General features: G+C 69.2%; 18 protein-coding genes. 3 read left to right on the top strand and 15 right to left on the bottom strand.

The genetic code is table 11. The annotated features are described in order from the left end of the window. The first annotated feature begins 8 nt into the window (after positions 1 to 8). Positions 9 to 1,238, top strand: coding sequence for a hypothetical protein (locus ACVTJA_RS19805; protein WP_465838244.1), 1,230 nt, complete (start codon positions 9 to 11; stop codon positions 1,236 to 1,238). A gap of 41 nt (positions 1,239 to 1,279) precedes the next feature. Here ACVTJA_RS19805 and ACVTJA_RS19800 read toward each other — a convergent pair whose 3' ends face one another. The 10 genes from ACVTJA_RS19800 to ACVTJA_RS19755 all read right to left on the bottom strand — a co-directional run bounded on the left by ACVTJA_RS19800 (position 1,280) and on the right by ACVTJA_RS19755 (position 12,827). Next, on the bottom strand, positions 1,280 to 2,167 hold the full coding sequence (locus ACVTJA_RS19800) for a hypothetical protein (RefSeq protein ID WP_465838242.1): 888 nt from the start codon (positions 2,165 to 2,167) through the stop codon (positions 1,280 to 1,282). Beyond that, positions 2,167 to 4,008: a molecular chaperone DnaK gene (gene dnaK / locus ACVTJA_RS19795; protein WP_465838240.1), complete on the bottom strand. Its 1,842-nt coding sequence runs from the start codon at positions 4,006 to 4,008 to the stop codon at positions 2,167 to 2,169. The genes ACVTJA_RS19800 and dnaK overlap by 1 nt, the downstream gene beginning before the upstream one ends. 21 nt (positions 4,009 to 4,029) lie before the next feature. Next, entirely contained in the window at positions 4,030 to 5,388 is a 1,359-nt protein-coding gene (locus tag ACVTJA_RS19790; RefSeq protein ID WP_465838238.1) for a J domain-containing protein, read from the bottom strand. A gap of 107 nt (positions 5,389 to 5,495) precedes the next feature. Next, the gene (locus ACVTJA_RS19785) at positions 5,496 to 6,749 is read right to left on the bottom strand and encodes an aspartate aminotransferase family protein (RefSeq protein WP_465838236.1); all 1,254 of its coding nucleotides are present in this window, start codon (positions 6,747 to 6,749) and stop codon (positions 5,496 to 5,498) included. A 38-nt stretch (positions 6,750 to 6,787) separates the two neighbouring features. Next, positions 6,788 to 8,182 carry an ATP-dependent protease ATPase subunit HslU gene (gene hslU, locus ACVTJA_RS19780; protein ID WP_465838234.1) on the bottom strand — a complete coding sequence of 465 codons (1,395 nt, stop codon included), beginning with the start codon at positions 8,180 to 8,182 and terminating at the stop codon, positions 6,788 to 6,790. Positions 8,183 to 8,193: 11 nt separating this feature from the next. Further along, entirely contained in the window at positions 8,194 to 8,721 is a 528-nt protein-coding gene (hslV, locus tag ACVTJA_RS19775) for an ATP-dependent protease subunit HslV (protein WP_465838233.1), read from the bottom strand. Between the two features lie 98 nt (positions 8,722 to 8,819). Beyond that, on the bottom strand, positions 8,820 to 9,140 hold the full coding sequence (locus ACVTJA_RS19770; protein WP_465838231.1) for a hypothetical protein: 321 nt from the start codon (positions 9,138 to 9,140) through the stop codon (positions 8,820 to 8,822). Positions 9,141 to 9,149: 9 nt separating this feature from the next. After that, a complete protein-coding gene (locus ACVTJA_RS19765) occupies positions 9,150 to 9,401 on the bottom strand; it encodes an addiction module protein (protein WP_465838230.1) in 252 nt (83 codons plus the stop codon). Positions 9,402 to 9,496: 95 nt separating this feature from the next. After that, positions 9,497 to 10,399, bottom strand: coding sequence for a tyrosine recombinase XerC (locus ACVTJA_RS19760; RefSeq protein ID WP_465838228.1), 903 nt, complete (start codon positions 10,397 to 10,399; stop codon positions 9,497 to 9,499). A gap of 181 nt (positions 10,400 to 10,580) precedes the next feature. Then, entirely contained in the window at positions 10,581 to 12,827 is a 2,247-nt protein-coding gene (locus tag ACVTJA_RS19755) for a kinesin (protein ID WP_465838227.1), read from the bottom strand. A gap of 216 nt (positions 12,828 to 13,043) precedes the next feature. Here ACVTJA_RS19755 and ACVTJA_RS19750 point away from each other — a divergent pair, with 216 nt between their 5' ends. Continuing rightward, positions 13,044 to 13,346, top strand: coding sequence for a hypothetical protein (locus tag ACVTJA_RS19750; RefSeq protein ID WP_465838225.1), 303 nt, complete (start codon positions 13,044 to 13,046; stop codon positions 13,344 to 13,346). A 21-nt stretch (positions 13,347 to 13,367) separates the two neighbouring features. Here the strand turns inward: ACVTJA_RS19750 and ACVTJA_RS19745 are convergent, their stop codons facing one another. Both ACVTJA_RS19745 and trmFO read right to left on the bottom strand, forming a co-directional pair. Next, positions 13,368 to 15,059: a gliding motility protein gene (locus tag ACVTJA_RS19745; protein ID WP_465838224.1), complete on the bottom strand. Its 1,692-nt coding sequence runs from the start codon at positions 15,057 to 15,059 to the stop codon at positions 13,368 to 13,370. Further along, a complete protein-coding gene (trmFO, locus tag ACVTJA_RS19740) occupies positions 15,056 to 16,438 on the bottom strand; it encodes a methylenetetrahydrofolate--tRNA-(uracil(54)-C(5))-methyltransferase (FADH(2)-oxidizing) TrmFO (protein WP_465838222.1) in 1,383 nt (460 codons plus the stop codon). The genes ACVTJA_RS19745 and trmFO overlap by 4 nt, the downstream gene beginning before the upstream one ends. 288 nt (positions 16,439 to 16,726) lie before the next feature. On the opposite strand from trmFO, the gene ACVTJA_RS19735 reads away from it, so the two are divergent. Beyond that, the gene (locus tag ACVTJA_RS19735; protein WP_465838220.1) at positions 16,727 to 17,113 is read left to right on the top strand and encodes a TraR/DksA family transcriptional regulator; all 387 of its coding nucleotides are present in this window, start codon (positions 16,727 to 16,729) and stop codon (positions 17,111 to 17,113) included. Between the two features lie 58 nt (positions 17,114 to 17,171). Here the strand turns inward: ACVTJA_RS19735 and ACVTJA_RS19730 are convergent, their stop codons facing one another. Genes ACVTJA_RS19730 through ACVTJA_RS19720 form a run of 3 tightly spaced genes read right to left on the bottom strand, consistent with a single transcriptional unit; the run spans position 17,172 to position 19,046 of the window. Beyond that, on the bottom strand, positions 17,172 to 17,756 hold the full coding sequence (locus ACVTJA_RS19730; RefSeq protein WP_465838219.1) for an ExbD/TolR family protein: 585 nt from the start codon (positions 17,754 to 17,756) through the stop codon (positions 17,172 to 17,174). Positions 17,757 to 17,759: 3 nt separating this feature from the next. After that, positions 17,760 to 18,290 (bottom strand): ExbD/TolR family protein, encoded by a 531-nt coding sequence (locus ACVTJA_RS19725; RefSeq protein ID WP_465838217.1) that lies wholly within the window; start codon positions 18,288 to 18,290, stop codon positions 17,760 to 17,762. A gap of 18 nt (positions 18,291 to 18,308) precedes the next feature. Beyond that, on the bottom strand, positions 18,309 to 19,046 hold the full coding sequence (locus ACVTJA_RS19720) for a MotA/TolQ/ExbB proton channel family protein (protein ID WP_465838215.1): 738 nt from the start codon (positions 19,044 to 19,046) through the stop codon (positions 18,309 to 18,311). Positions 19,047 to 19,109: the final 63 nt, after the last annotated feature.

Genomic DNA, 19,109 nt, shown 5'->3' with positions numbered 1-19,109 from the left:
TCATGTCGATGAGCTTCACCCGCGTCTCGAGCGCGGTGGCCTGTGCGGCCGCACTGCTGGTGGCCTGCGCGGGAAACAATGAGGACAGTGCGCAGGAGCCCGGAACCGAAGGCGCGATGCAGGTCACGGTGCAGGGGCTGGCCGCGTATCAGATTCAATCCATGGTCATCACGGCCCAGCCGGCCAACATCACCCGGACGCTGACGTACACGGGCGGGGACACCTTCGTCGGCACGCTGGTGCTGCCCGTGGGCACGCAGACGCTGACCGCGAAGGGCTATGCGTACGTGACTCCGGATGGCGGCTCGGCGGATGCGGGTCCTGCTCCGGATGCGGGCCCTGCTTCGGATGCGGGTCCTGCTCAGGACGCGGGCCCTGCCCAGGATGCGGGGGTGTCACTGGATGGAGGCCCGTGGCCGGATCCGTCCTCGGATGCCGGCAGCTCCACGGCCCTGACGCTGGTGGCGAGTGGCACGGCGACGGTGGACATCGTGGCCAACACGACGTCGGCCGTGTCCATCAACATCTTCGACCTGACCCCGCCGCCTCCGCAGCCGGACATCGGCCCGATGATTCGCTCGGCGACGAACTCCGGAACCAACACCACCGTCAACCAGCCCATCACCCTGTCCGTGGACGCAATCGACCTGGACGGTGACCCGCTCACCTACGCGTGGACCAGCGACTGCCCGTCGAGCCGGTTCTCCGCCCCGACGAGTCAGTTCACGCAGTGGGCCAGTCCCGAGCCGGCGGGCTGCCAGTTGACGGTGACGGTGAGCAGCCGCGGCCTGTCCACGTCCCTCTCCCTGAGCGTGTCGGTCTTCGGCGCCGGCCCGGACGGCGGCCCTGCCTCGGGCGGCGCGCAGGTGACGGGCAACTACATCCCCCGTCCCGTGGTGTCCGAAATCCGTGCGTTCAACGTGAACTACCTCCCCTCGACGTACGTCAACCGCTACGGCAGCTCCGCGAACCTGCCCCTCCTGCGCTCGGGCACGGTGTATGAGGTGTCGGTCTTCGTCTCGTTCGGCACGCAACTGGGCACCCATGCCGCCGGATTGAGCGCGTCGTGCGGCACCCTGGAGCTCGTCTATGACTCGTGCTCCGAGGGCCCCTCCGACTACTGCGCCGTCTATTACAACTGGACCACGCCGCCCGCGGGCAACGTGTGCCAGCTCACGGGCACCGCGAGCAACCTGGGCCTGACGGACAACTTCTCCGTCGGCGTGCCGGTGCGGTAGCCACGGCGAGTGCCGCGTGCCCGACAGCCGGGCACGCGGCCTCAGCCCGCGACGATGACGCCTTCGTCCAACAGCTGAGCGAGGATGCGCGCGGTATCCAGCCGCGTCATCCCCGAGAGGGCGAACAGGTCTTCATAGGTCACCGCGCCGTCAATCTGCGCCAGCACGAAGCCGGCGCGGTGGTCCAGGTTCAGCCAGATGATGTCGTCCGGCTGCAGGCGCACGCGGGGCACCCGGCCCAAGTCACCGAGCTTGGACTCCAGCATCGCCATCAGCATCCGCTCGCTGCGCTGCCGCAGCGCCTCGACTCGCGGGTCTCCCGGCGCCAGCTCCTGCGCCTTGAAGAGCAGGTCCACCGCGCCGGAGTGGTCATCCAGCTCCAGCAGGTCCTCCGCTCCGCGCAGCAGCAGGTCCAGCTCGCCCTCGCCCGAAGGCACGCCGTACTCCTGCGTGTCCCCCTTCCGAGCACCGTGTTCCGGCGTGTCGTTGTCGCTGTCCGTCAGCGCGAAGACCTGCGGCTCCTCGGAGTCGTCCTCGCGCGCGAGCAGCTCCATCACATCCACGCGGCTGTTGCTCGGGACCTCCGGCAGGTACACCGGCGAGGGCGTCTTCCAGCTCGCCCCTTCCTGCGGACTCCCCTGCCCTTCCGCCCACGCGCCCCAGTCGCCCTCCAGCGACGGAGCGGCCGGAGCCACCTTCCCCAGCACCTGCGCCGGCAGCGGCACCACGTCCGCCGGAGGCGGTGAGAACGGCGTCACATTCCCCTCGGACAACGAGGCCGCGGCGCCGTCCAGATACTCCTTCGCGCGCGTGTTGCCCGGGTCCAACTGGAGCGCGCGCTCGAACAGCCGCTGCGCGCCCCGGATGTCCCCACTGAGGCGCAGCCACAACCCCGCCTCGATGAGCTGATTGGCGCGCTGGGGACTCATCAGCGGCCCATCCCGCTCTGGCTGGTGCCACGCAGCAGGGACAGCGAGCCCGACAACAGCTCACAGGCCCGGGTGAGCGCTCCCACGTCCTCGTTCTCACGCACGCGACGCGCATGCTCCAGCGCCTGCTCCGCGCGGGGCACCACGTCCGGCCCCAGGCCTCCACCGCCCGGCAGGAGCCGCGCCCGCGTCAGCGCGTCCACCAAATCCCGCGCCAGCGAGTCCAACTGCACGCGCTTCGCCTTGAGCTCCTCGGACATGCGCGCGGCCACGAGGTACTCGCGCTGCTCGTCCATGATGCGCTTCAGCTCCTCCTCCGTCAGGCCGCTGGACGCGGTGACGGTGATGGACTGGCGCCCGCCCGTGTCGCGGTCCTTCGCGGACACGGAGACGATGCCCTCCGCGTTGATGTCGAACGTCACGTCGATTTCCACCTGCCCGCGCAGCGCCTCGCGCAGGCCGGTGAGGACGAACTCGCCCAGGAGCTCGTTCTGGTGCGCCAGCTCATGCTCACCCTGCAGCACCATGATCTTCACCACGCGCTGGAAGTCCTTCGACGTCGCGAACGACTCCGTGGCCGACGTGGGCACCGTGGTGTTCTTCGGGATGATGCGCCGCACGAAGCCGCCCGCAATCGCCACGCCCAGGCTCTGCGGCGTCACGTCCAGCAGGAGCAATTCGCTCTCCTGCGCCACCAGCGCGTGCGCCTGGATGGCCGCGCCCAGCGCGACGACTTCCTCCGGGTGCACGCCCTTGCACGGCTCCTTGCGGAAGTAACCCCGCACCGCTTCCACGATCTTCGGCATGCGCGACATGCCGCCGACGAGGATGACCTCCTTCAGTTCCGAGGGGCGCACGCCCGCCTCACCCAACACCTCGGTGGTGATTCCCACCACGCGCTCGGCCAGGTCCGACGTCAGGTCATCCAGCTTGTCGCGGGTGAGCGTGGACTGGAGATGCAGCGCGGCTCCGCCTCCGGGCGGCGTGCTGATGAAGGGCAGGTTGAGCTGCGCCTCGCGCACGCTGGACAGCTCCACCTTCGCCTTCTCCGCCGCGTCCTTGAGCCGCTGCAAGGCCATGCGGTCCTTGCGCAGGTCGATGCCGTGCTCCTTCGCGAAGCCGAACACCAGCCACTCGATGATGCGGTTGTCCCAGTCCTCTCCGCCCAGGTACGTGTCGCCGCCGGTGGCCACCACGTCGAAGACGCCCTGGTTGATTTCCAGCACCGACACGTCGAAGGTGCCGCCGCCCAAATCGAGCACCGCCACACGCCCGTTCACCGTGCGGCCGAAGCCGTAGGCCAGCGCCGCCGCGGTGGGCTCGTTGATGATGCGCAGCACGTCCAGCCCGGCGATGCGGCCCGCGTCCTTCGTGGCCTGCCGCTGGGCGTCGTTGAAGTACGCCGGCACGGTGATGACGGCCTTGCTCACGGGCCGGCCGAAGTGCGCCTCCGCGTCCACCTTCAGCTCCTGGAGGATCATCGCGCTGATCTCCGGAACCGCCAGGTCCCTGCCGCCCATGCGGATGCGCAAGTCGTCGTGCTGCCCCGCCACCACTTCGTACGGCAGCGAGCGCAGCGCGTTCTGCACCTCGTGCGAGGAGAACTTCCGGCCGATGAGCCGCTTCGCGGCGTACACCGTCTCCTGCGGGTTCGTAATCGCCTGGCGCTTGGCGATGCTCCCCACCAGCCGCTTGCCGTTCTTGGACACGGCCACCACGGACGGGGTGAGCGCCTGGCCCGTGCGGTTCTTGATGACGATGGGCTGGCCGTCCTGGACGGTGGCGACGATGCTGTTCGTCGTCCCCAGGTCGATGCCTATGAGGGGTTCGGCTTCAGGCATGGGGAACCAACCGTCTTCATCCTAGAACGTCCAGCGCAGCTTCTTGAGCGCCGCCTTCGCCTCGGCGTTTTCAGGGTCCAGCTTCGTTGCTTCCTCGAAGGCCCGCTTGGCGAGCTTCTTCGATCCAGCGTCCATCAGCACCTTTCCGAGCAGCACATGGTGCTCCACGCGCCCCGGCTGCTGGTCCACGGCGCGCTGCGCCAGCGTCTTCACCTCTCCCGCATCCTGGCCGAGCTGATACCCCAGCCGGGCGGCGCGGAAGGCGGCCTCGACGTTCTGGTCGTCCAGCGAGCTGGCGAGCTTGTACGCCGCATACGCACCCATGACGTCCTGGCCCTGCTCCAGCTCCCGGCCCCGGGCCAGCTCCGTGGCCGCACGCTGCGCGTCGTGGCGGCGGCGGGCCTCCACCAGCAGCGCGGCGACCTCGCGATTCTTCGGGTCCAGCGTCTGCACCTGGTGGAAGTCCTGGTAGGCGCGCTCCCAGTCGCCCCGGGCGACGGCCGCCTTTCCTCGGGCCACCAGCTCCGTCAGCTTGCCGGTGCGCGCGAGGTACGGATGCCGGGCGAGCCGCGCCTGCCGCTCGGCACGGCGAGCCTCTGCCTCCGGGTCATTCGCCACGGGCGCGGGCGGAGGTGCCGGGCGCGGCGGCGGAGCCGCCACGCGCGAGGGCGGCGGGGCGGGCCGGGGCGGCGGCGACGGGACGGAGGCGACGTGAACCGGAGGCGGCTCCGGCGTGAGCGGCGGCGGAGGCTCGGGCGGACGCGGGGCCACCGGGGGCGGCGTGGCGGCCGCGACGGCGAGCCCCAGCGCGGGGTTCGCCTTGAGGTACGCCTCCAGCTTGTCCGGCGCGGTGAGGACGTTGTGGGCGTCGGTGAGGCGCCGGAAGATGCGCTCCATGCGCGCGCGGAAGCTGCCCAGGTTCTTCCCGAAGTAGCGGTCCGGGTGGAAGCGCCGCGACGCGTTGTAGTACGCCTGCTTCACGTCCGCCGCCAAGGCGCCCGGCTTCACGCCCAGCACGGTGAAGTGGTCCATCGAGTCCAGCGAGCGCTCCAGCTCGATGATTTCCTTCTTCCGCTCCGGCTCGAGGTCCACCTCCTCCAGCAGGGCCGCGTCCACCGCGGGCGCGGGCTGGTTGCGGGGCACCACGCGGGCCGGGACGATGGCGCCCTTGGCGCGCAGCGCCAGCAGCACGGCAATCGTCTTCGCTTCGCCGAGCGACGAGCGCGCCAGCACCTGGTCGATGCGCTCCACGCGGCCCACCAGCGAGAGCACCGCGCCCTCCTCCGCCGTGAGCTGGAGGCGAGCGTGGTCCAGTTGGGGCACTGTGGCGATGTGGTCCGTCCGGGCCCCCAGCCCGACGATCGTGTTTGGCGCGCTCACAAGGACGGTCCGCGATTGGGCAGCGGGAGTGCCCAGACTAGGGTTCCGGACGCGGGGCGTCAAACGTCCGTTACAGGGTTTTCCTGGGTTCTCCGGGTGATGTTGCGTCAGAGCGCGGCCAGCACGCGCTCGACGATGGACAGGCCCTCGTCCAGTTCCTGGGTGGTGACGACGAAGGGAGGCGCGAAGCGCACCGTGCGGTCTCCGGCGGCATTCACCAGGAGGCCGGCCTCGCGCAGGCTGGCGATGACGGGGGCGACGTCACGGTCCAATTCCAGGCCCAGCAGCAGGCCCTGGCCGCGCACCGCGACGATGCGGCCGGCGGGCAGGCGCGCCTGGAGCTCGCGGGCGCGGGCGAGGAAGTGCGCGCCCTTCTCGGTGACGCCCTTCAGCGTCTCGGGCTGGCGGAGGATGCGCAGCACCGCGTTGGCGGCGGCCGCCGCGACGAGGTTGCCGCCGAAGGTGGAGCCGTGCGTGCCGGGGACGAGGCTGGCGCCCAGCTCCTCGCGGCAGAGCATGGCGCCGATGGGCAGGCCGTTGCCCAGCGCCTTGGCGAGGCTGATGGCGTCCGGGCGGATGCCCTCGTGCATGAAGCCGAAGGGCTTGCCGGTGCGGCCCATGCCCGTCTGCACCTCGTCCACGAGGAGCAGCAGCCCCTTCTCGTCGCACAGGGCGCGCAGGGCGGTGAGGAAGCCCGGGGGCGCCAGGCGCACGCCACCCTCGCCCTGGATGGGCTCCACCAGAATCGCGGCGGTGTTCGGGCCCACGGCGGCGCGGACGGCGTCGATGTCACCGTAGGGCAGGTGACGGAAGCCGGCGGGCAGCGGCTCGAAGCCGGCGTGGTACTTCGGCTGGCCGGTGGCGGTGACGGTGGCCAGCGTGCGGCCGTGGAAGCTCTTCTCGAAGGAGAGGACCTCGTAGCGCTCCGGCGTGCCGCGGTCCTTCATCACCTTGCGGGCCAGCTTGAGCAGCGCCTCGTTGGCCTCGCCACCCGAGTTGCAGAAGAAGGCGCGCGGCAGCCCGGACCACTCGGTGAGCTGCGCGGCCAGGTCAATCTGCGGCTGCGAGTAGAAGACGTTGGAGACGTGCCACAGCGAGTCGAGCTGCGCCTTGGCCGCGGCCGTCACCTCGGGGTGGCAGTGGCCGAGCGAACACGTGGCGATGCCGCCGAGCAGGTCCAGGTACTCGCGGCCGTCCGCATCCCACACCCGGGTCCCCTTCCCTCGCACCAGGACGATGGGCTGCTGCTTGTAGTTCTGCAGCAGGTGGCGCTTCGCCTTCTGGATGATGGCGTCGTTGGCGGGCGAGGGGGCGGACGTCGGCGCGGCGGGGGACGGCGGGGGTTGCGACAAGGCAGTCATCCTTCTTCTTCAAGGCCTGGAAGCGCGCATATAGCGCGCTAGAGGATGTAGCGCGACAGGTCCTCGTCCTGGACGATGGAGGTCAGGCGTTCACGCACATACGCCGCATCTACCTGGAAGTCGCGCGGGCCCATCTCCGTGGCGGAGAAGGACACCTCGTCCAGCAGCCGTTCGAGCACCGTGTGCAGCCGCCGCGCGCCGATGTTCTGCGTGCGCTCGTTGGCCTGCTGGGCGATGCGCGCCAGCTCCGTGACGGCGTCGTCGGTGAAGGACAGGCGCACGCCCTCGGTGGCGAGCAGCGCGGTGTACTGGCGCAGGAGCGAGTTCTTGGGCTCGCGCAGGATTCGCACGAGGTCCTCGCCGGACAGCGGCTCCAGCTCCACGCGGATGGGGAAGCGGCCCTGCAGCTCGGGGATGAGGTCGCTGGGCTTGGAGACGTGGAAGGCGCCCGCGGCGATGAAGAGCATGTGGTCCGTCTTCACCATGCCGTACTTGGTGGTGACGGTGGAGCCCTCGACGATGGGGAGGATGTCGCGCTGCACGCCCTCGCGCGACACGTCCGGGCCGCCCGAGCCCTTGGCGCCCTCGCGGCTGGCAATCTTGTCGATTTCGTCGATGAAGACGATGCCGCTGGACTCGGCGCGCAGGACGGCCTCGCGCTGCACGCGGTCCGGGTCCACGAGCTTCGCGGCCTCTTCCTGGCGCAGGAGCTGGAGCGCCTCGGGCACGCGCACGCGGCGGCGGCGCGTCTTGTTCATGCCCGGCATGTTCTTGAACAGGTCCTGGAGGTTGACGCCAATCTCCTCCATGCCCTGGCCGGAGAAGCCACGCATGAAGGTGGGCGCGGAGTCGGTGGTCTCCACCTCGACGTACTGGTCGTCCAGGGTGCCGGCGCGCAGTTGGGCGCGGAGCTTCTCGCGCTCGGAGTCGCCGAGCGGCTTGGCCGAGGGCTGCGGCGGCGGGGTGAAGCCGAAGGGCGGCGGCGACGTCGGACGCGAGCCTCCGCCATGGAGCAACTCCATGAGGCGGTCCTCGGCGAGCTCCTCGGCGCGGGGGCGGACCTTCTCGGTCTCCTCCTCGCGGACGAGGGAGATGGCGGCCTCGACGAGGTCGCGAATCATGGACTCGACGTCGCGGCCGACGTAGCCGACCTCGGTGAACTTGGAGGCCTCCACCTTGACGAAGGGGGCCTGCGCGAGCTTCGCGAGGCGCCGGGCAATCTCCGTCTTCCCCACGCCGGTGGGGCCAATCATGATGATGTTCTTCGGGTGGATTTCGTCGCGCAGGTCATCGGTCACCTGCTGGCGGCGCCAGCGGTTGCGCAGGGCGATGGCCACGGCGCGCTTGGCGGCGTTCTGCCCGACGATGTAGCGGTCGAGCTCGCTGACGACCTCGCGGGGCGTGAAGGCGGACATCTTTCGCGGTTCGGCCACGGCGGTGACTCCTAGAGCTCTTCGATGGAGATGTTCGAGTTGGTGTAGATGTCGATTTCGCCAGCGATGGTGAGGGCCTGCTGCACCACTTCGCGGGCGGGCATCTGGGTATGGGTCATGAGGGCGCGCGCGGCGGCGAGCGCATACGGCCCGCCGGAGCCCACGGCGGCGATGCCGTAGTCGGGTTCAATCACGTCGCCCGCGCCGGAGAGGATGAAGGTCTTCTCGCGGTCAGCGACGACGAGGAGGGCTTCCAGGCGTCGAAGGAAGCGGTCGGTGCGCCAGTCCTTGCCCAGCTCCACGCAGGCACGGGCCATGTTCTTCTGGTGCTCCTTGAGCTTGCCCTCGAAGCGCTCGAAGAGGGTGAAGGCGTCGGCGGTGCTGCCGGCGAAGCCCGCGAGGACCTGGCCCTCGCCGAGCCTGCGAACCTTCTTGGCGGTGTTCTTCATCACCGTCTTGTCGAAGGAGACCTGGCCGTCGCTGGCGATGGCGACCTTCCCGTCGCGCCGCACGCAGAGGATGGTGGTGCCGTGGAACATAGGGCCCCGGTCCTAACAAGCCGGAGGCCGCATTTCCAAGGAACACTGCCTGGCTGTCCGGTCGCGTACCGTTCCCGCGCACGGACGGGCCGGGTGCGTCAAGGCATCAGCGATTCCGCCCGTTCGAGCCAGTACCCCGGCCGGCGGCGCACATGCGCCACCGCGATGACGACCACTCGGTTCTCCAGCACGACGAAGGGCAGCGCGAAGGGAAAGTCCCACAACACGAAGCGCCGTATGGGTGGCGAGTGAAAGAGGCCGGGCCATTCGGGCCACATCTCGGGTTCCTCCTCCAGGACTTCGAGGGCCCTGAAGACTTCTGACGCGAAGGCCGCGCCGAGTCCCGGCTTCTGCCGCTCGTACCACTCGGAGGAGACCACCAACTCATCGTTGGCTTCAGGATGAAGCGATACGGGCATGCGTGAAGGTCACCGCGTCCTGCGCACACGCTCCAGCCGCTCGGTGACGTTTCGACGGGCCTCTTCGACGCTGACGAGCTTCACCTTGCCGCTGACGACTTCGTGGACGCGGCGCTCGATGACCTTTGCCCATTCGGATTCAGCACCCGGCTCTTCTTCGGCCTGACCCTCGAGGCTGAGCAACAGCTCATGCGCAAGCCGAGCACGCTCCTTGGAAGGGAGCCGCAAGGCATCGGTCAGCAGTTCATCGGCGGTAGCCATCGCCGCCATTGTACTCACTGGAACAGGCTGGTGCTCGCCTTCCTGGGTGGCAGCCAGGATGAGGCTTCCGTCTTTCCAGTCGTCCGGGCCACTTCTCACGCCCGTGGATGCGCTGAGTCGTAGACCTGCTGCAACTGCTCCCAGGTCACCTGCGTATACCGCTGCGTGGTGGACAGACTCGAGTGGCCGAGAAGCTCCTGGATGCTGCGGATGTCCGCGCCTCCGCCGAGCAAGTGCGTGGCGAACGAGTGGCGCATCGCGTGCGGGCTCACCTTGCGAGCCAGTGCGCACTTCAGCACGTACGTGTCCAGGTGCCGCGCGATGCTCCTCGGCGTCAGGCGCCCACCCCGGAAGTTGAGGAACATGGCATCCGGGTCCTGCGCCGGCTTCGGCGTGGCCAGCAGCTCGCCCCGACGCGCGAGGTACGCCTCCAGCGCCCGGATGGACTGCGCATTCACGGGCACCAGTCGCTCCTTGCTACCCTTGCCCATGACGCGGACGATGCGGCCGCTCCGGTCCACGTCGAGCAAGTCGAGCCCGCACAGCTCACTGATACGCAGGCCGCCGCCGTAGAGCATCTCCAGAATCGCCTTGTCCCGCAGCCCGAGCACCGTCTTCAAGTCGGGCATGTCGAGGATGGCGAAGACCTCCTCCACGGGCAGCACCTTGGGCAGCGACTTCGGCAGCTTCGGGCTCTTCACCAGCTTCGCTGGACTGGCCGGTAACAGCTTCTGCCGCACGAGGTACTTGTAGAAGGACTTGATGCTCGCCAGCCGCCGCGCCCGGCTCGCCGGTGCGTGGTCCGTGCTCAGCGTGCCCAGGTAGCCGCGAATCGCCGCGTGCGTGCCCGCCAGGAGCGACAGCTTCATCCGCTCCGTCAGGTAGCGCTCATAGTCCACCAGGTCGATGAGGTAGTTCCGCACCGTGTGCGGAGACGCACCCTTCTCGTCCTCCAGGTGGGCTCGGAACTGCTGCAGCAGAGGGGACAGGTTCTCCATGGCGTATTCAGCCTACGGGGCCCGGCCATCCTCGCAAGATTCGCGGCCGCGCGGAACGTCACCCGCCTCCCTGCTTGCGAGGCGGGCACACCGAGGGTGAATGCACGAATGAGCCCGCCCCGCCTCCGTTTCGAGGCGGACGGTCGCGCAGGGAGCGGCAGCGTGCGCCGCCCTCATTCGCCTATTTCGTCGCCGGTGCCGCGGGCGTAGCAGCCGGTGCCACCGGAGGCGCCGGGCTCAACGACGGCAGCACCGCCGCGCACGTGTCCTCAGACAGCCAGCGTGCCCCGCACATCGCGGTAAGAACCGGCACGCGGACCTGCCAGAGCAGGACGAACAGCACCGCCAACGCAATGCCCAGCCGCGCCCAGCCGGACAGGCCCTCCGCCCCGCCGTCCTCTTCCTGCGCACGCACCAACTCCGGACGTACCATGTCCATCCGGTCCACTCGCGCGCCCTTGGGCAGCTTCGGCCGGCGCGTCACCAGCGAAGACAGCGCGGGCGTCAGCATCAACCGGTCATTCAGCGCCCAGCCCGAGCCCTCCAGTAGCAGCGCCAGGTTGCGCCGCCGCAGCTTCAGCCACCCCAGAAGTCCCGCAGGAGCCATCACCACAATCGCAATCAGCGTCGCCGCCGAGATGAGGTCCACCAGCGTCAGCGACTTCACCTGCGTCACGATGAACGCGAACGACGAGCCCAGCGCCGCCGCCGCGATGCTGCCCGCGGCCACCACCCCCGCGAGGCCACCCGCCGCCGGAGCCGCGGCGGGCGCGGGCGTTCCGGGCGCGGGAGCAGGTGCCGCCACCGCCTGCGTGTAGCCCTTCTCCAGCGTCGTATCGAACGTCTTCTCGCCCGCCGTCGCCAGCCCCTCCACCTTGCTGGTGATGAACGCGCCCATGCGCGTGAAGGGCATCGTCATCGCCTCCCACAGTGACACGGGCTGGCGGATGACTTGAGTCACCACGGCATCGTGCTCCTTGCCGTCCACGTCGTAGAAGATGCCGCGCTTGCCCACCACCAGGTCCGTGCTGCGCCCGCGCGTGACGGGCACCGCCACCTCGTAGCTCGGCGCTCCGTCCTTCGGGGCCACCTGGACGTAGAGGACGCACGTCGTCCCCTGCGACGTGAGCGCCACGTGCGCCGCCCGGTTCGTCGTCAGCACCGACAGCGTGTACTTGCGCCCGCCGAGGATGAGCGTCCCCTTCTCCACCAGCGCCATCCGCGTCGGCAGGTAGATGTTGGGCATGCTGATGAAGTTGTTCGCGAACACCAGCAGCCAGCGCTGGTAGAGCACCAGCCGCTCCAACTCGACGATGGCGTCGAGCGTGGGCTTGAGCGCCAGGTCCGCCGCGCACGCGGCCTCGATGGCCTCCAGGTCCGCCTCCTCCACCTTCGGGAGCGCATCCACCAGCTTGCGCACGGGGCTCGCGTCCAGCTTCGCCTGCCACGCCAGCACCGCGTCCGCCTTCGCCAACATCTCCTTCCAGGCCGGGTCCGTGAGCCGCCGCGCGTCGCCCGTCACCTGCGCCGCCACGTCGCGGCGGAACGCCTCGAGCGTCTCGTACGCGGGGCCGCGGTGGAGGCGGGACCACTCCAGCACGCCCGCGGGCTCGGGCGGAGCGATGGGCAGGTCTCCCGCCGCCTTCCCCAACGCGGCCACGTCTCCCAATGCGCCCTCCACGCGCTCCGCGCGCAGGCGCAGGCTCGCCGCGGCCTCGGGCTGCGCGGCCACCAGCCGGCACTGCACGAAGTACGCATCCAGCCACGGCGTCACCTCGCGGATGCGCTTCGCCGTGTCCAGGCTGGTGTCGCCGAAACCGAAGGCCGCCCCCCGTGCATCCACGTGCCCGAGCAGCGCCGCGCGCTCCTCGCGAAAGCGCTTCACCATGGCCGGGTCGATGCCCGCCTCACCCGCGCGGTTCTTCACCTCGGGGAAGCAGGCCATGATGTCCTGCGCCAGCGGACGCAGCCGCTCGGGCAGGTGCGCGGGAGAGACGATACCGTCCCCATTCTGTCCCGCCGCGCGCAGCGCCGTCTCACTGGCCCGCACCTGCTCCAGGGAGATGCGCGCCAGGTCCGGCGCCTTCAACGTCCGGAGGATGGTCTCCGCCGCGCTCCGCAGCGGCCGGGCCTCCTCGGTGAGCGCGTCCAGCTCCAACACGGAGCTGCCCTCGTCCGCGCCCTTCCGGTTCTTCAATTGCTTCGCCGCCCAGTCCACCGCAGCGCGCACCTCGGCCACACGGATGCGGCCGTTGGTGTCGGTGTCGAGGAACGTCAGGAAGCGCGGGTCACAGCTCAGTCCCTCCAACGGGCACGCGGTGGCAATCCACTGCGTCTCGGGGATGCGCACCGCCTCCACGAGCACATCGAAAGACGGAAGGTCGACCTGGAGCGAGCCGCCATAGCGGCGATAGACGAGAGTGGCCATACGGGCGGCGGACGTAAGCACACCGCCCGCGGACCTGCACGCTTCTGAGGGTCATCGCCAGAGCGCACGGGGGCTCTCGCATCGCGCATCGAGGACGCCGTGTCTCGCGCGCCGGACGCCCCATTCGCCAAGTGGCTGAAACCACGGAGCCCCGCATCGGCCCAGGCGCTGCAATCAGCGCTCGCACCCAATGCCTCACTCCCGGAGGAACCTTCGATGAATGCCATTCCGTACGACGACCGCTTCCACCTGAGCCGCGCGACCTTCTACCGCCTGCTGGCGCTCTCCACCTTGTGGTTCACCGTCAACGAGACGCCGCTGCTTCCGGTGGGGCTCCTCTTCGCCATTCGCTACGTGGGCATCAATTACGAGACGACCTTCTTCCACTCGCTCGTGACGGGCCGGAAGGTCGTGCTCGCATGTCTGGGAATGGCGCTGTTCACCCTGTTCCTCTTCGGGCCGCGCGTGGGCTTCAGCGTCAGCGACGGCGCGGTGCGGTTCAACATCGCGCTGCGCTGACGCGAGCGGAGCCCATGACTCCTACTTCTGCGCCGCGGCCTCGAGCATCGCGGGCACGCTGTACACGCCTGCCTTGGGGCCCTGGGAGATGATGTACACGGCACGCGAGTCGCCCTTGCCCGCGAAGGACACCGGCACCTGCACGCCCTGGTCGAGCGTCTTCCGCCCCTGCGTCTTCACGTCGTACACCGCCACGTCATACGTATCCGAGTCCATCCGCGCGTACGAGACGAGCACCCGCTGACCGTCCTCGGACAGCTTGTAGCTGAAGATGCCCTGAATCCACGTCTGCGCCTCGCCGTTGGGCGGAAGCCCCAGCGCCTTGAAGTCACACGAGCGCCCGTTGCGGATGCAGTTGGTGCGGAACACGAGCTGCGTGTTGCCCGGCATGAACGCGTAGCCAAACACGCCCTTGTGCACCTTCTCCGCCTTCTCCGCGCCCAGCGGGTACAGCATCAGGTCCACCGAGTACTCGGGCTTCAGGAAGCGCGAGAGGAACGCCACGTAGCGCCCGTCGCTGCCCCAGATGAAGTTGGGCACGCGCCCGCCCACCTGCTTCGGCGCGCCGTCCGGCAGCGACGCCACCGTCATCAGCCCCGCGCTCGCCGTGTTGTCCCACTTCTCCAGGAAGCCCACCGCCGTCGAGTCCGGGGCGAACGTCAGACTGCCCACGCGCTCGCCCAGCTTGCGCCCCGGGCCTCCGTCCGCCGGGCCCACATACAAATCCCCGGGCACGTCCGGCTTGCTGTTCTCCGTGCGCCCCAGCCACTTGCCGTCCGGCGAGAAGGCGAAGACGCTCGACGCCACCGCCAGCCGCTTCGGCTTCAGCGTCGCTACGTCCGCCAGGTACAAGTCATAGAGCCCGCGCACGGACTCGCTCCGCACCTGGAACGCCACGTGCTTTCCGTCCGAGGACACCGCGTAGTCGCCCACCTGGTCGGCCAGCTTGCGCGGCTGCGCCTCGGGCTTCTCCACGGACACCGCCGCCAGCCCTCCCGCCGCCGTCAGCCGGCGCTTGATGAGCAGCGTCTTCCCATCCGGGGTGAACTGCGCCGTGCTCACCTCGCCGGCCACCTCGGTGAAGGGGCCCGAGGGCAGCGGCCCCAGCTTCAGCCGGCCCGCGTCCACGAAGGCCAGCTTCGTGCCGTCCGGGCTGGGCAGCATGTAGCTCACCGCCGTGCCCAGCACCGTGGGCTCCGCCTTCGCGTCGTCCAGCGCCGCGACATTCAGCGAGCCGGACTGCGAGGCCGCGTTGTAGCCGGTGATGTAGAGCGCGTGCTTCGAGTCCTTCGTGACGAGCAGCCCACCCGGCACGTTGGTGACGCCCTCGCCCAGCAGGCGCGGCTCGCCGCCCTCCACCGGGACGACATAGAGCTGGCCCAGCAGCATCTGCGGGGGCACCCCATCCAACTGGGGCTTCTGGCCGTTCAGCAGGTACGTGGCCTTCAGCCCGTCCGGCGTCACGCGCAGGTCCGCCGCGCGGCCCCCCGCGAGCAACAGGCCCTGCCCCGCCTCCGGAGCACCACGGCTGGGAGCGGGAGCGCGCGCCGCCGCGCCACTGCTGGCCGCGCCGCCACCCGACGCGCCACTGCTGGCCGCGGGCGCCGACGCGCCACCGCTTCCCTCGTTGCTCTTCTTGCAACCCGCGCCCGTCACCACGAGGGCAGCCAGTAGACCTGCACCCAGAAGTCGCCCCTGCCGCGTCCGCATCATGCGCTCCTCTGTTCCTCGTGCTCGGGGCGCCCCGTCACCGAGACGGGGACGCCCGCCTGCGGCAACCACCCGGCAAGGTCCTGCTTCGCCCGCGCCGAGTACGCTGCCCTCTTGTCCGCCTTCTTCATCCGCCCCGTCAGCGGCGGGAAGAGGCCGAAGATGATGTTCGACGGCTGATGCGGGTAGTCCGGCGGGTGCGCTTCGCCCGTCACGTGACGATACAGCGAACCCATCGCCGTGGTTGCCGGAGGCGGCACCCACTCCCTTCCCGTCAGCTTCGCGTGCAGCGTCAACGCCACCAGATACCCGCACGCCGCGCTCTCCACGTAGCCCTCCACGCCGGAAATCTGTCCCGCGAAGTACAACCTCGGCTCCGACTTCAACGACAAGTCCCGCGACAACAGCCGCGGCGAGTCGATGAAGGTGTTGCGGTGGATCTGCCCCATCCGCAGGAACTCCGCCTGCTGGAGGCCGGGGATGCACGTGCTGAAGATGCGCTTCTGTTCACCCCACGTCAGCCGCGTCTGGAAGCCCACCATGTTCCACGCCGTGCCCGCCGTGTCCTCCATGCGCAGCTGCACCACCGCGTACGGCTCTTGTCCCGTGCGCGGGTCCTTCAAGCCCACCGGCTTCATCGGCCCGTAGGCCAGCGTGTCGTCGCCGCGCTCCGCCATCACTTCAATCGGCAGACACCCTTCGAAGTACTTGGGTTCCTCGAAGGCGTGCGGCACCACCTTCTGGCCCGCCTTCACCTCGGCGATGAAGCGGTAGTACTCGTCGCGCGTCATCGGCAGGTTGAGGTAGTCGTCCCCGCCGCCCTTTCCGTAGCGGCTCTGCCGGAAGGCGATATCCAGGTCGATGGAGTCCCCGGAGATGATGGGGGCAATCGAGTCGTAGAAGTAGAGCTTCGTCCCCACGTGCCGCTCCAGCTCGCGGGTGAGCGCGTCGGACGTGAGCGGCCCCGTGGCCACCACCACCGGGCCGTCCTCCGGCAGCGTCTCCACCTCGCCCGCCACCACCTCCACGCCGGCCATCTGCCGCAGCGAGTCGGTAATCGCGCCGGAGAAGCGCTCGCGGTCCACGGCCAGCGCGTCGCCCGCGGGCACCCGGTGCGTGTCCGCGGTGCCCAGCACCAGCGAGCCCAGCGCGCGCAGCTCCGCGTGCAAGAGGCCAATGGCGCTCTCCGGGTTGTCCGAGCGCAGCGAGTTGCTGCACACCAGCTCCGCGAACTGGTCCGACTTGTGGGCCGGCGAGCGCTTGTGCGGCTTCATCTCGCGCAGCACCACCGGCACGCCGCGCCGGGCGAGCTGGTATGCGCACTCGCTGCCCGCCAGGCCTCCGCCAATCACCGTCACCCGCTGCTGCTTCGCGTCCGCCATCCGGCTCGGCTCCTCGTGCAAGGGCGCGCGCTGACGCCCGTCCGTGAACTGTTAGCAGCAGTGGGCCGCCGTTTCCCAGAAGGGAAAGCGGCCCGGGTCAACCCTCTGTCGCCTGCCCCGCCACGCCTGCACGGCTGCCCAGCGGCCCACCGATACTCCCCGACGGAAGGCGCGGTTTCCCCACCTGGGTTGCACCCCTACGTTTCTCGCGTTCGCCGCTCGGGGGCGGCCTGCATCCGGGCGAGCGGAAGTGAACTCGAAGCTGAAGGACCACCGGAGACCAAGGCCATGAGCCGAAGCAACGAGCTGAACCGGATTCGCGAGCTCCTCCAGCGCCGCCGCAGGGAAATCCTCACGGCGAACGCGGGCGCGCACCGCGAGCTGACGGCCCTCAAGGACCAGGAGAGGGACCCCGAATACGAGGAGAACGCCCAGTCCGAGCTGGCGGACTACACGCTGTCCAGCCTGCTCGAGTCGCAGCGGCGCGAAATCATGCTCATCGACGCGGCCCTGCGCCGCATGGACATGGGCGTCTTCGGAGACTGCGTGGACTGCGGCTTCGAGATTCCAATTGAACGCCTGGAGGCCCTGCCCTTCGCCATCCGCTGCGAGGAGGACGCCACGCTGCACGAGCTGGAGACGCGCGGCGGGCCAGCGGCCACGCCGTCGATGTAGCGGGTAGCCGACACACGCCCGCGACACAGGGGCGCTCTCCATGCCGCCCGGGAGCGCCTTAGTTGTCTTCCTTCTTGAGGACGACGAACCGGTAGTTCTCCAGCTCGTTCTGCCCCGCCGTGTAGAGCACGGTGAGCAGCATGTCGTAGGGAACCTTCTTGTCCGCGATGACGGACAGCTCCCGGCTGAAGGGCGCGGCGGGGTTCCGCTCGGCGATGTACTTCAGCTTCTCCACTTCCTTCTTCAGCTGCGCGTCGAGCGGAAGCACCAGCCGGCCCTGGAGCTTGTCGGCCGGAATCTGACCGTTCACCAGCCGCAGGACTTCACGCTCACCCACCAGGATGTTCTTGGGGGTGATGGTGATGGCCACGGTGTCCTTCGGCGTGGCGCGCGTGGTGGACACGGGCGGGCGCACGTCCTCGGACGCGGTAATGGCCGCGGAGGACGAGGCGAAGGACTTGAGCAGGAACACCAGGAGGATGGTCATCATGTCCATCATCGCGGTGATGTTCAGCTCCTTGATTTCGCCCGCGGCTTCGCGCTCCTTGCGCTTCTTGCGCGCCAGGGCCTTGCGGTAGCGCAGCCGCGCCAGCGTCTCTTCCTCGGCGTCGCTGTGGGCGGCGGGTGTCGTCGGCTCGGCCATGGCTCAGATTGCCCCGAGGGTGACGTCCGGGAACAGCAGGTGGTGCGGCGCCGCCTGCGTCTCGCGGATGGCGTCCAGCGTCTGGGTGAGGGACTCGTAGGGGATGTCCGGGTCCGCGCCGACGATGACCTTCGTCTCGTCGGGGAACGAGGCCTTGATCTCCACCATCTTCGCGTTGAGCGCCTTGAAATCGTAGCTGCCGTCCGCGGACGCGGGAATGGTGGGGCCGTCCGGGGGGCCACTCACCGGCGGGAGGACGGTGTTCTGGCTGCTGATGAAGTGCCCCTTCTTGGAGATGAGCACCGACAGCGTGAGCTTCGGCTCATCCTGGCCCTCCTGCGTCATGCCCGCGCTGGGCGCGCCGTAGGCGGGGGCATTCACGTTCAGGATGCCGAACGTGGCCAGGCCCGTAATCGACAACAGCATGAACAGGATGAGGTTCATGAGGATGTCGAGGTACGGGACGATGTTCAGCTCGCCCGTCTCCTCTTCCTCACGGACCTTCAGCTTGCGCCGGGAGTAGTGGAACGCCATGGCCGCGCACCCGTCCCGTTACGACGCGCGGGACTCGAGCTCCGTGGTGGCCGGGTCCACCGAGCCACGACGCGACAGGAGGTTCTCCAGCTTCAGCGCGTTGAGCTCCATCGACTCCACCAGCCCCTTCGCGTACGAGGTGAGGAACAGGTGGAAGACGATGCAGAGCACCGCGATGGAGAGCGCGAAGGCGGTGTTGTTCATCGCCTTGGAGATACCGTCCGACAGGAGGCTCTGCTTCTGCTCCGCCGGCACGTTGCCGAGCGCCTGGAAGGTGCCGATGAGGCCGAAGATGGTGCCGACGAGGCCCACCAGCGTGGCGATGTTCGCGAGGGACCACAGCCACGGAATCCGCTTGGACACGTGCGGGCTGTGCTCGACGATGGCCTCTTCCACCGCCTTGGCCACTTCAACCTCGCCGCGGTTGGCATTGACGAGGCCCGCGCGGATGACCTTCGCCAGCGGCGAGTTGGGCGCCATGCTGCACACCTTCACCGCGCGGTCCAGGTTGCCGCTGCGCACCAGCTTGGCGATCTGCTCCATGAACGGCGGCGCCGGCAGGTTGTACCGGAACACCACCGTGACGATGCGCTCCAGCGCGACGGCCAGCGAGCACGCCAGCCAGAACAGGTTCACGAACATGAACGGGCCGCCATCCTTGAAGAACTTGATGACGGAGTCCGTGACGCCCAACTTGCCGCCCTCCGTGGCCGCAAGGGTCACGTCCAGCAGCAGCTCGCTCACCGAGTGAATCATCGCGCCTGGTGTCCTTTCGACGCCCGTCCCCCCGGGTGGGCCCGTCGCTCACGGGCACCGACT

The organism is Pyxidicoccus sp. M6, assembly GCF_055568925.1.
This window is presented reverse-complemented; position numbering and strand designations above follow the sequence as displayed.

What these genes read in the sequence shown, in the direction of transcription:
- ACVTJA_RS19805 (WP_465838244.1), top strand. Translation starts at nt 9, where the DNA reads ATGAGCTTCACCCGCGTCTCGAGCGCGGTGGCCTGTGCGGCCGCACTG.
- ACVTJA_RS19800 (WP_465838242.1), bottom strand. Translation starts at nt 2,167, where the DNA reads ATGAGTCCCCAGCGCGCCAATCAGCTCATCGAGGCGGGGTTGTGGCTG.
- dnaK (WP_465838240.1), bottom strand. Translation starts at nt 4,008, where the DNA reads ATGCCTGAAGCCGAACCCCTCATAGGCATCGACCTGGGGACGACGAAC.
- ACVTJA_RS19785 (WP_465838236.1), bottom strand. Translation starts at nt 6,749, where the DNA reads ATGACTGCCTTGTCGCAACCCCCGCCGTCCCCCGCCGCGCCGACGTCC.
- hslV (WP_465838233.1), bottom strand. Translation starts at nt 8,721, where the DNA reads ATGTTCCACGGCACCACCATCCTCTGCGTGCGGCGCGACGGGAAGGTC.
- ACVTJA_RS19770 (WP_465838231.1), bottom strand. Translation starts at nt 9,140, where the DNA reads ATGCCCGTATCGCTTCATCCTGAAGCCAACGATGAGTTGGTGGTCTCC.
- ACVTJA_RS19765 (WP_465838230.1), bottom strand. Translation starts at nt 9,401, where the DNA reads ATGGCTACCGCCGATGAACTGCTGACCGATGCCTTGCGGCTCCCTTCC.
- ACVTJA_RS19760 (WP_465838228.1), bottom strand. Translation starts at nt 10,399, where the DNA reads ATGGAGAACCTGTCCCCTCTGCTGCAGCAGTTCCGAGCCCACCTGGAG.
- ACVTJA_RS19755 (WP_465838227.1), bottom strand. Translation starts at nt 12,827, where the DNA reads ATGGCCACTCTCGTCTATCGCCGCTATGGCGGCTCGCTCCAGGTCGAC.
- ACVTJA_RS19750 (WP_465838225.1), top strand. Translation starts at nt 13,044, where the DNA reads ATGAATGCCATTCCGTACGACGACCGCTTCCACCTGAGCCGCGCGACC.
- ACVTJA_RS19745 (WP_465838224.1), bottom strand. Translation starts at nt 15,059, where the DNA reads ATGATGCGGACGCGGCAGGGGCGACTTCTGGGTGCAGGTCTACTGGCT.
- trmFO (WP_465838222.1), bottom strand. Translation starts at nt 16,438, where the DNA reads ATGGCGGACGCGAAGCAGCAGCGGGTGACGGTGATTGGCGGAGGCCTG.
- ACVTJA_RS19735 (WP_465838220.1), top strand. Translation starts at nt 16,727, where the DNA reads ATGAGCCGAAGCAACGAGCTGAACCGGATTCGCGAGCTCCTCCAGCGC.
- ACVTJA_RS19730 (WP_465838219.1), bottom strand. Translation starts at nt 17,756, where the DNA reads ATGGCCGAGCCGACGACACCCGCCGCCCACAGCGACGCCGAGGAAGAG.
- ACVTJA_RS19725 (WP_465838217.1), bottom strand. Translation starts at nt 18,290, where the DNA reads ATGGCGTTCCACTACTCCCGGCGCAAGCTGAAGGTCCGTGAGGAAGAG.
- ACVTJA_RS19720 (WP_465838215.1), bottom strand. Translation starts at nt 19,046, where the DNA reads ATGATTCACTCGGTGAGCGAGCTGCTGCTGGACGTGACCCTTGCGGCC.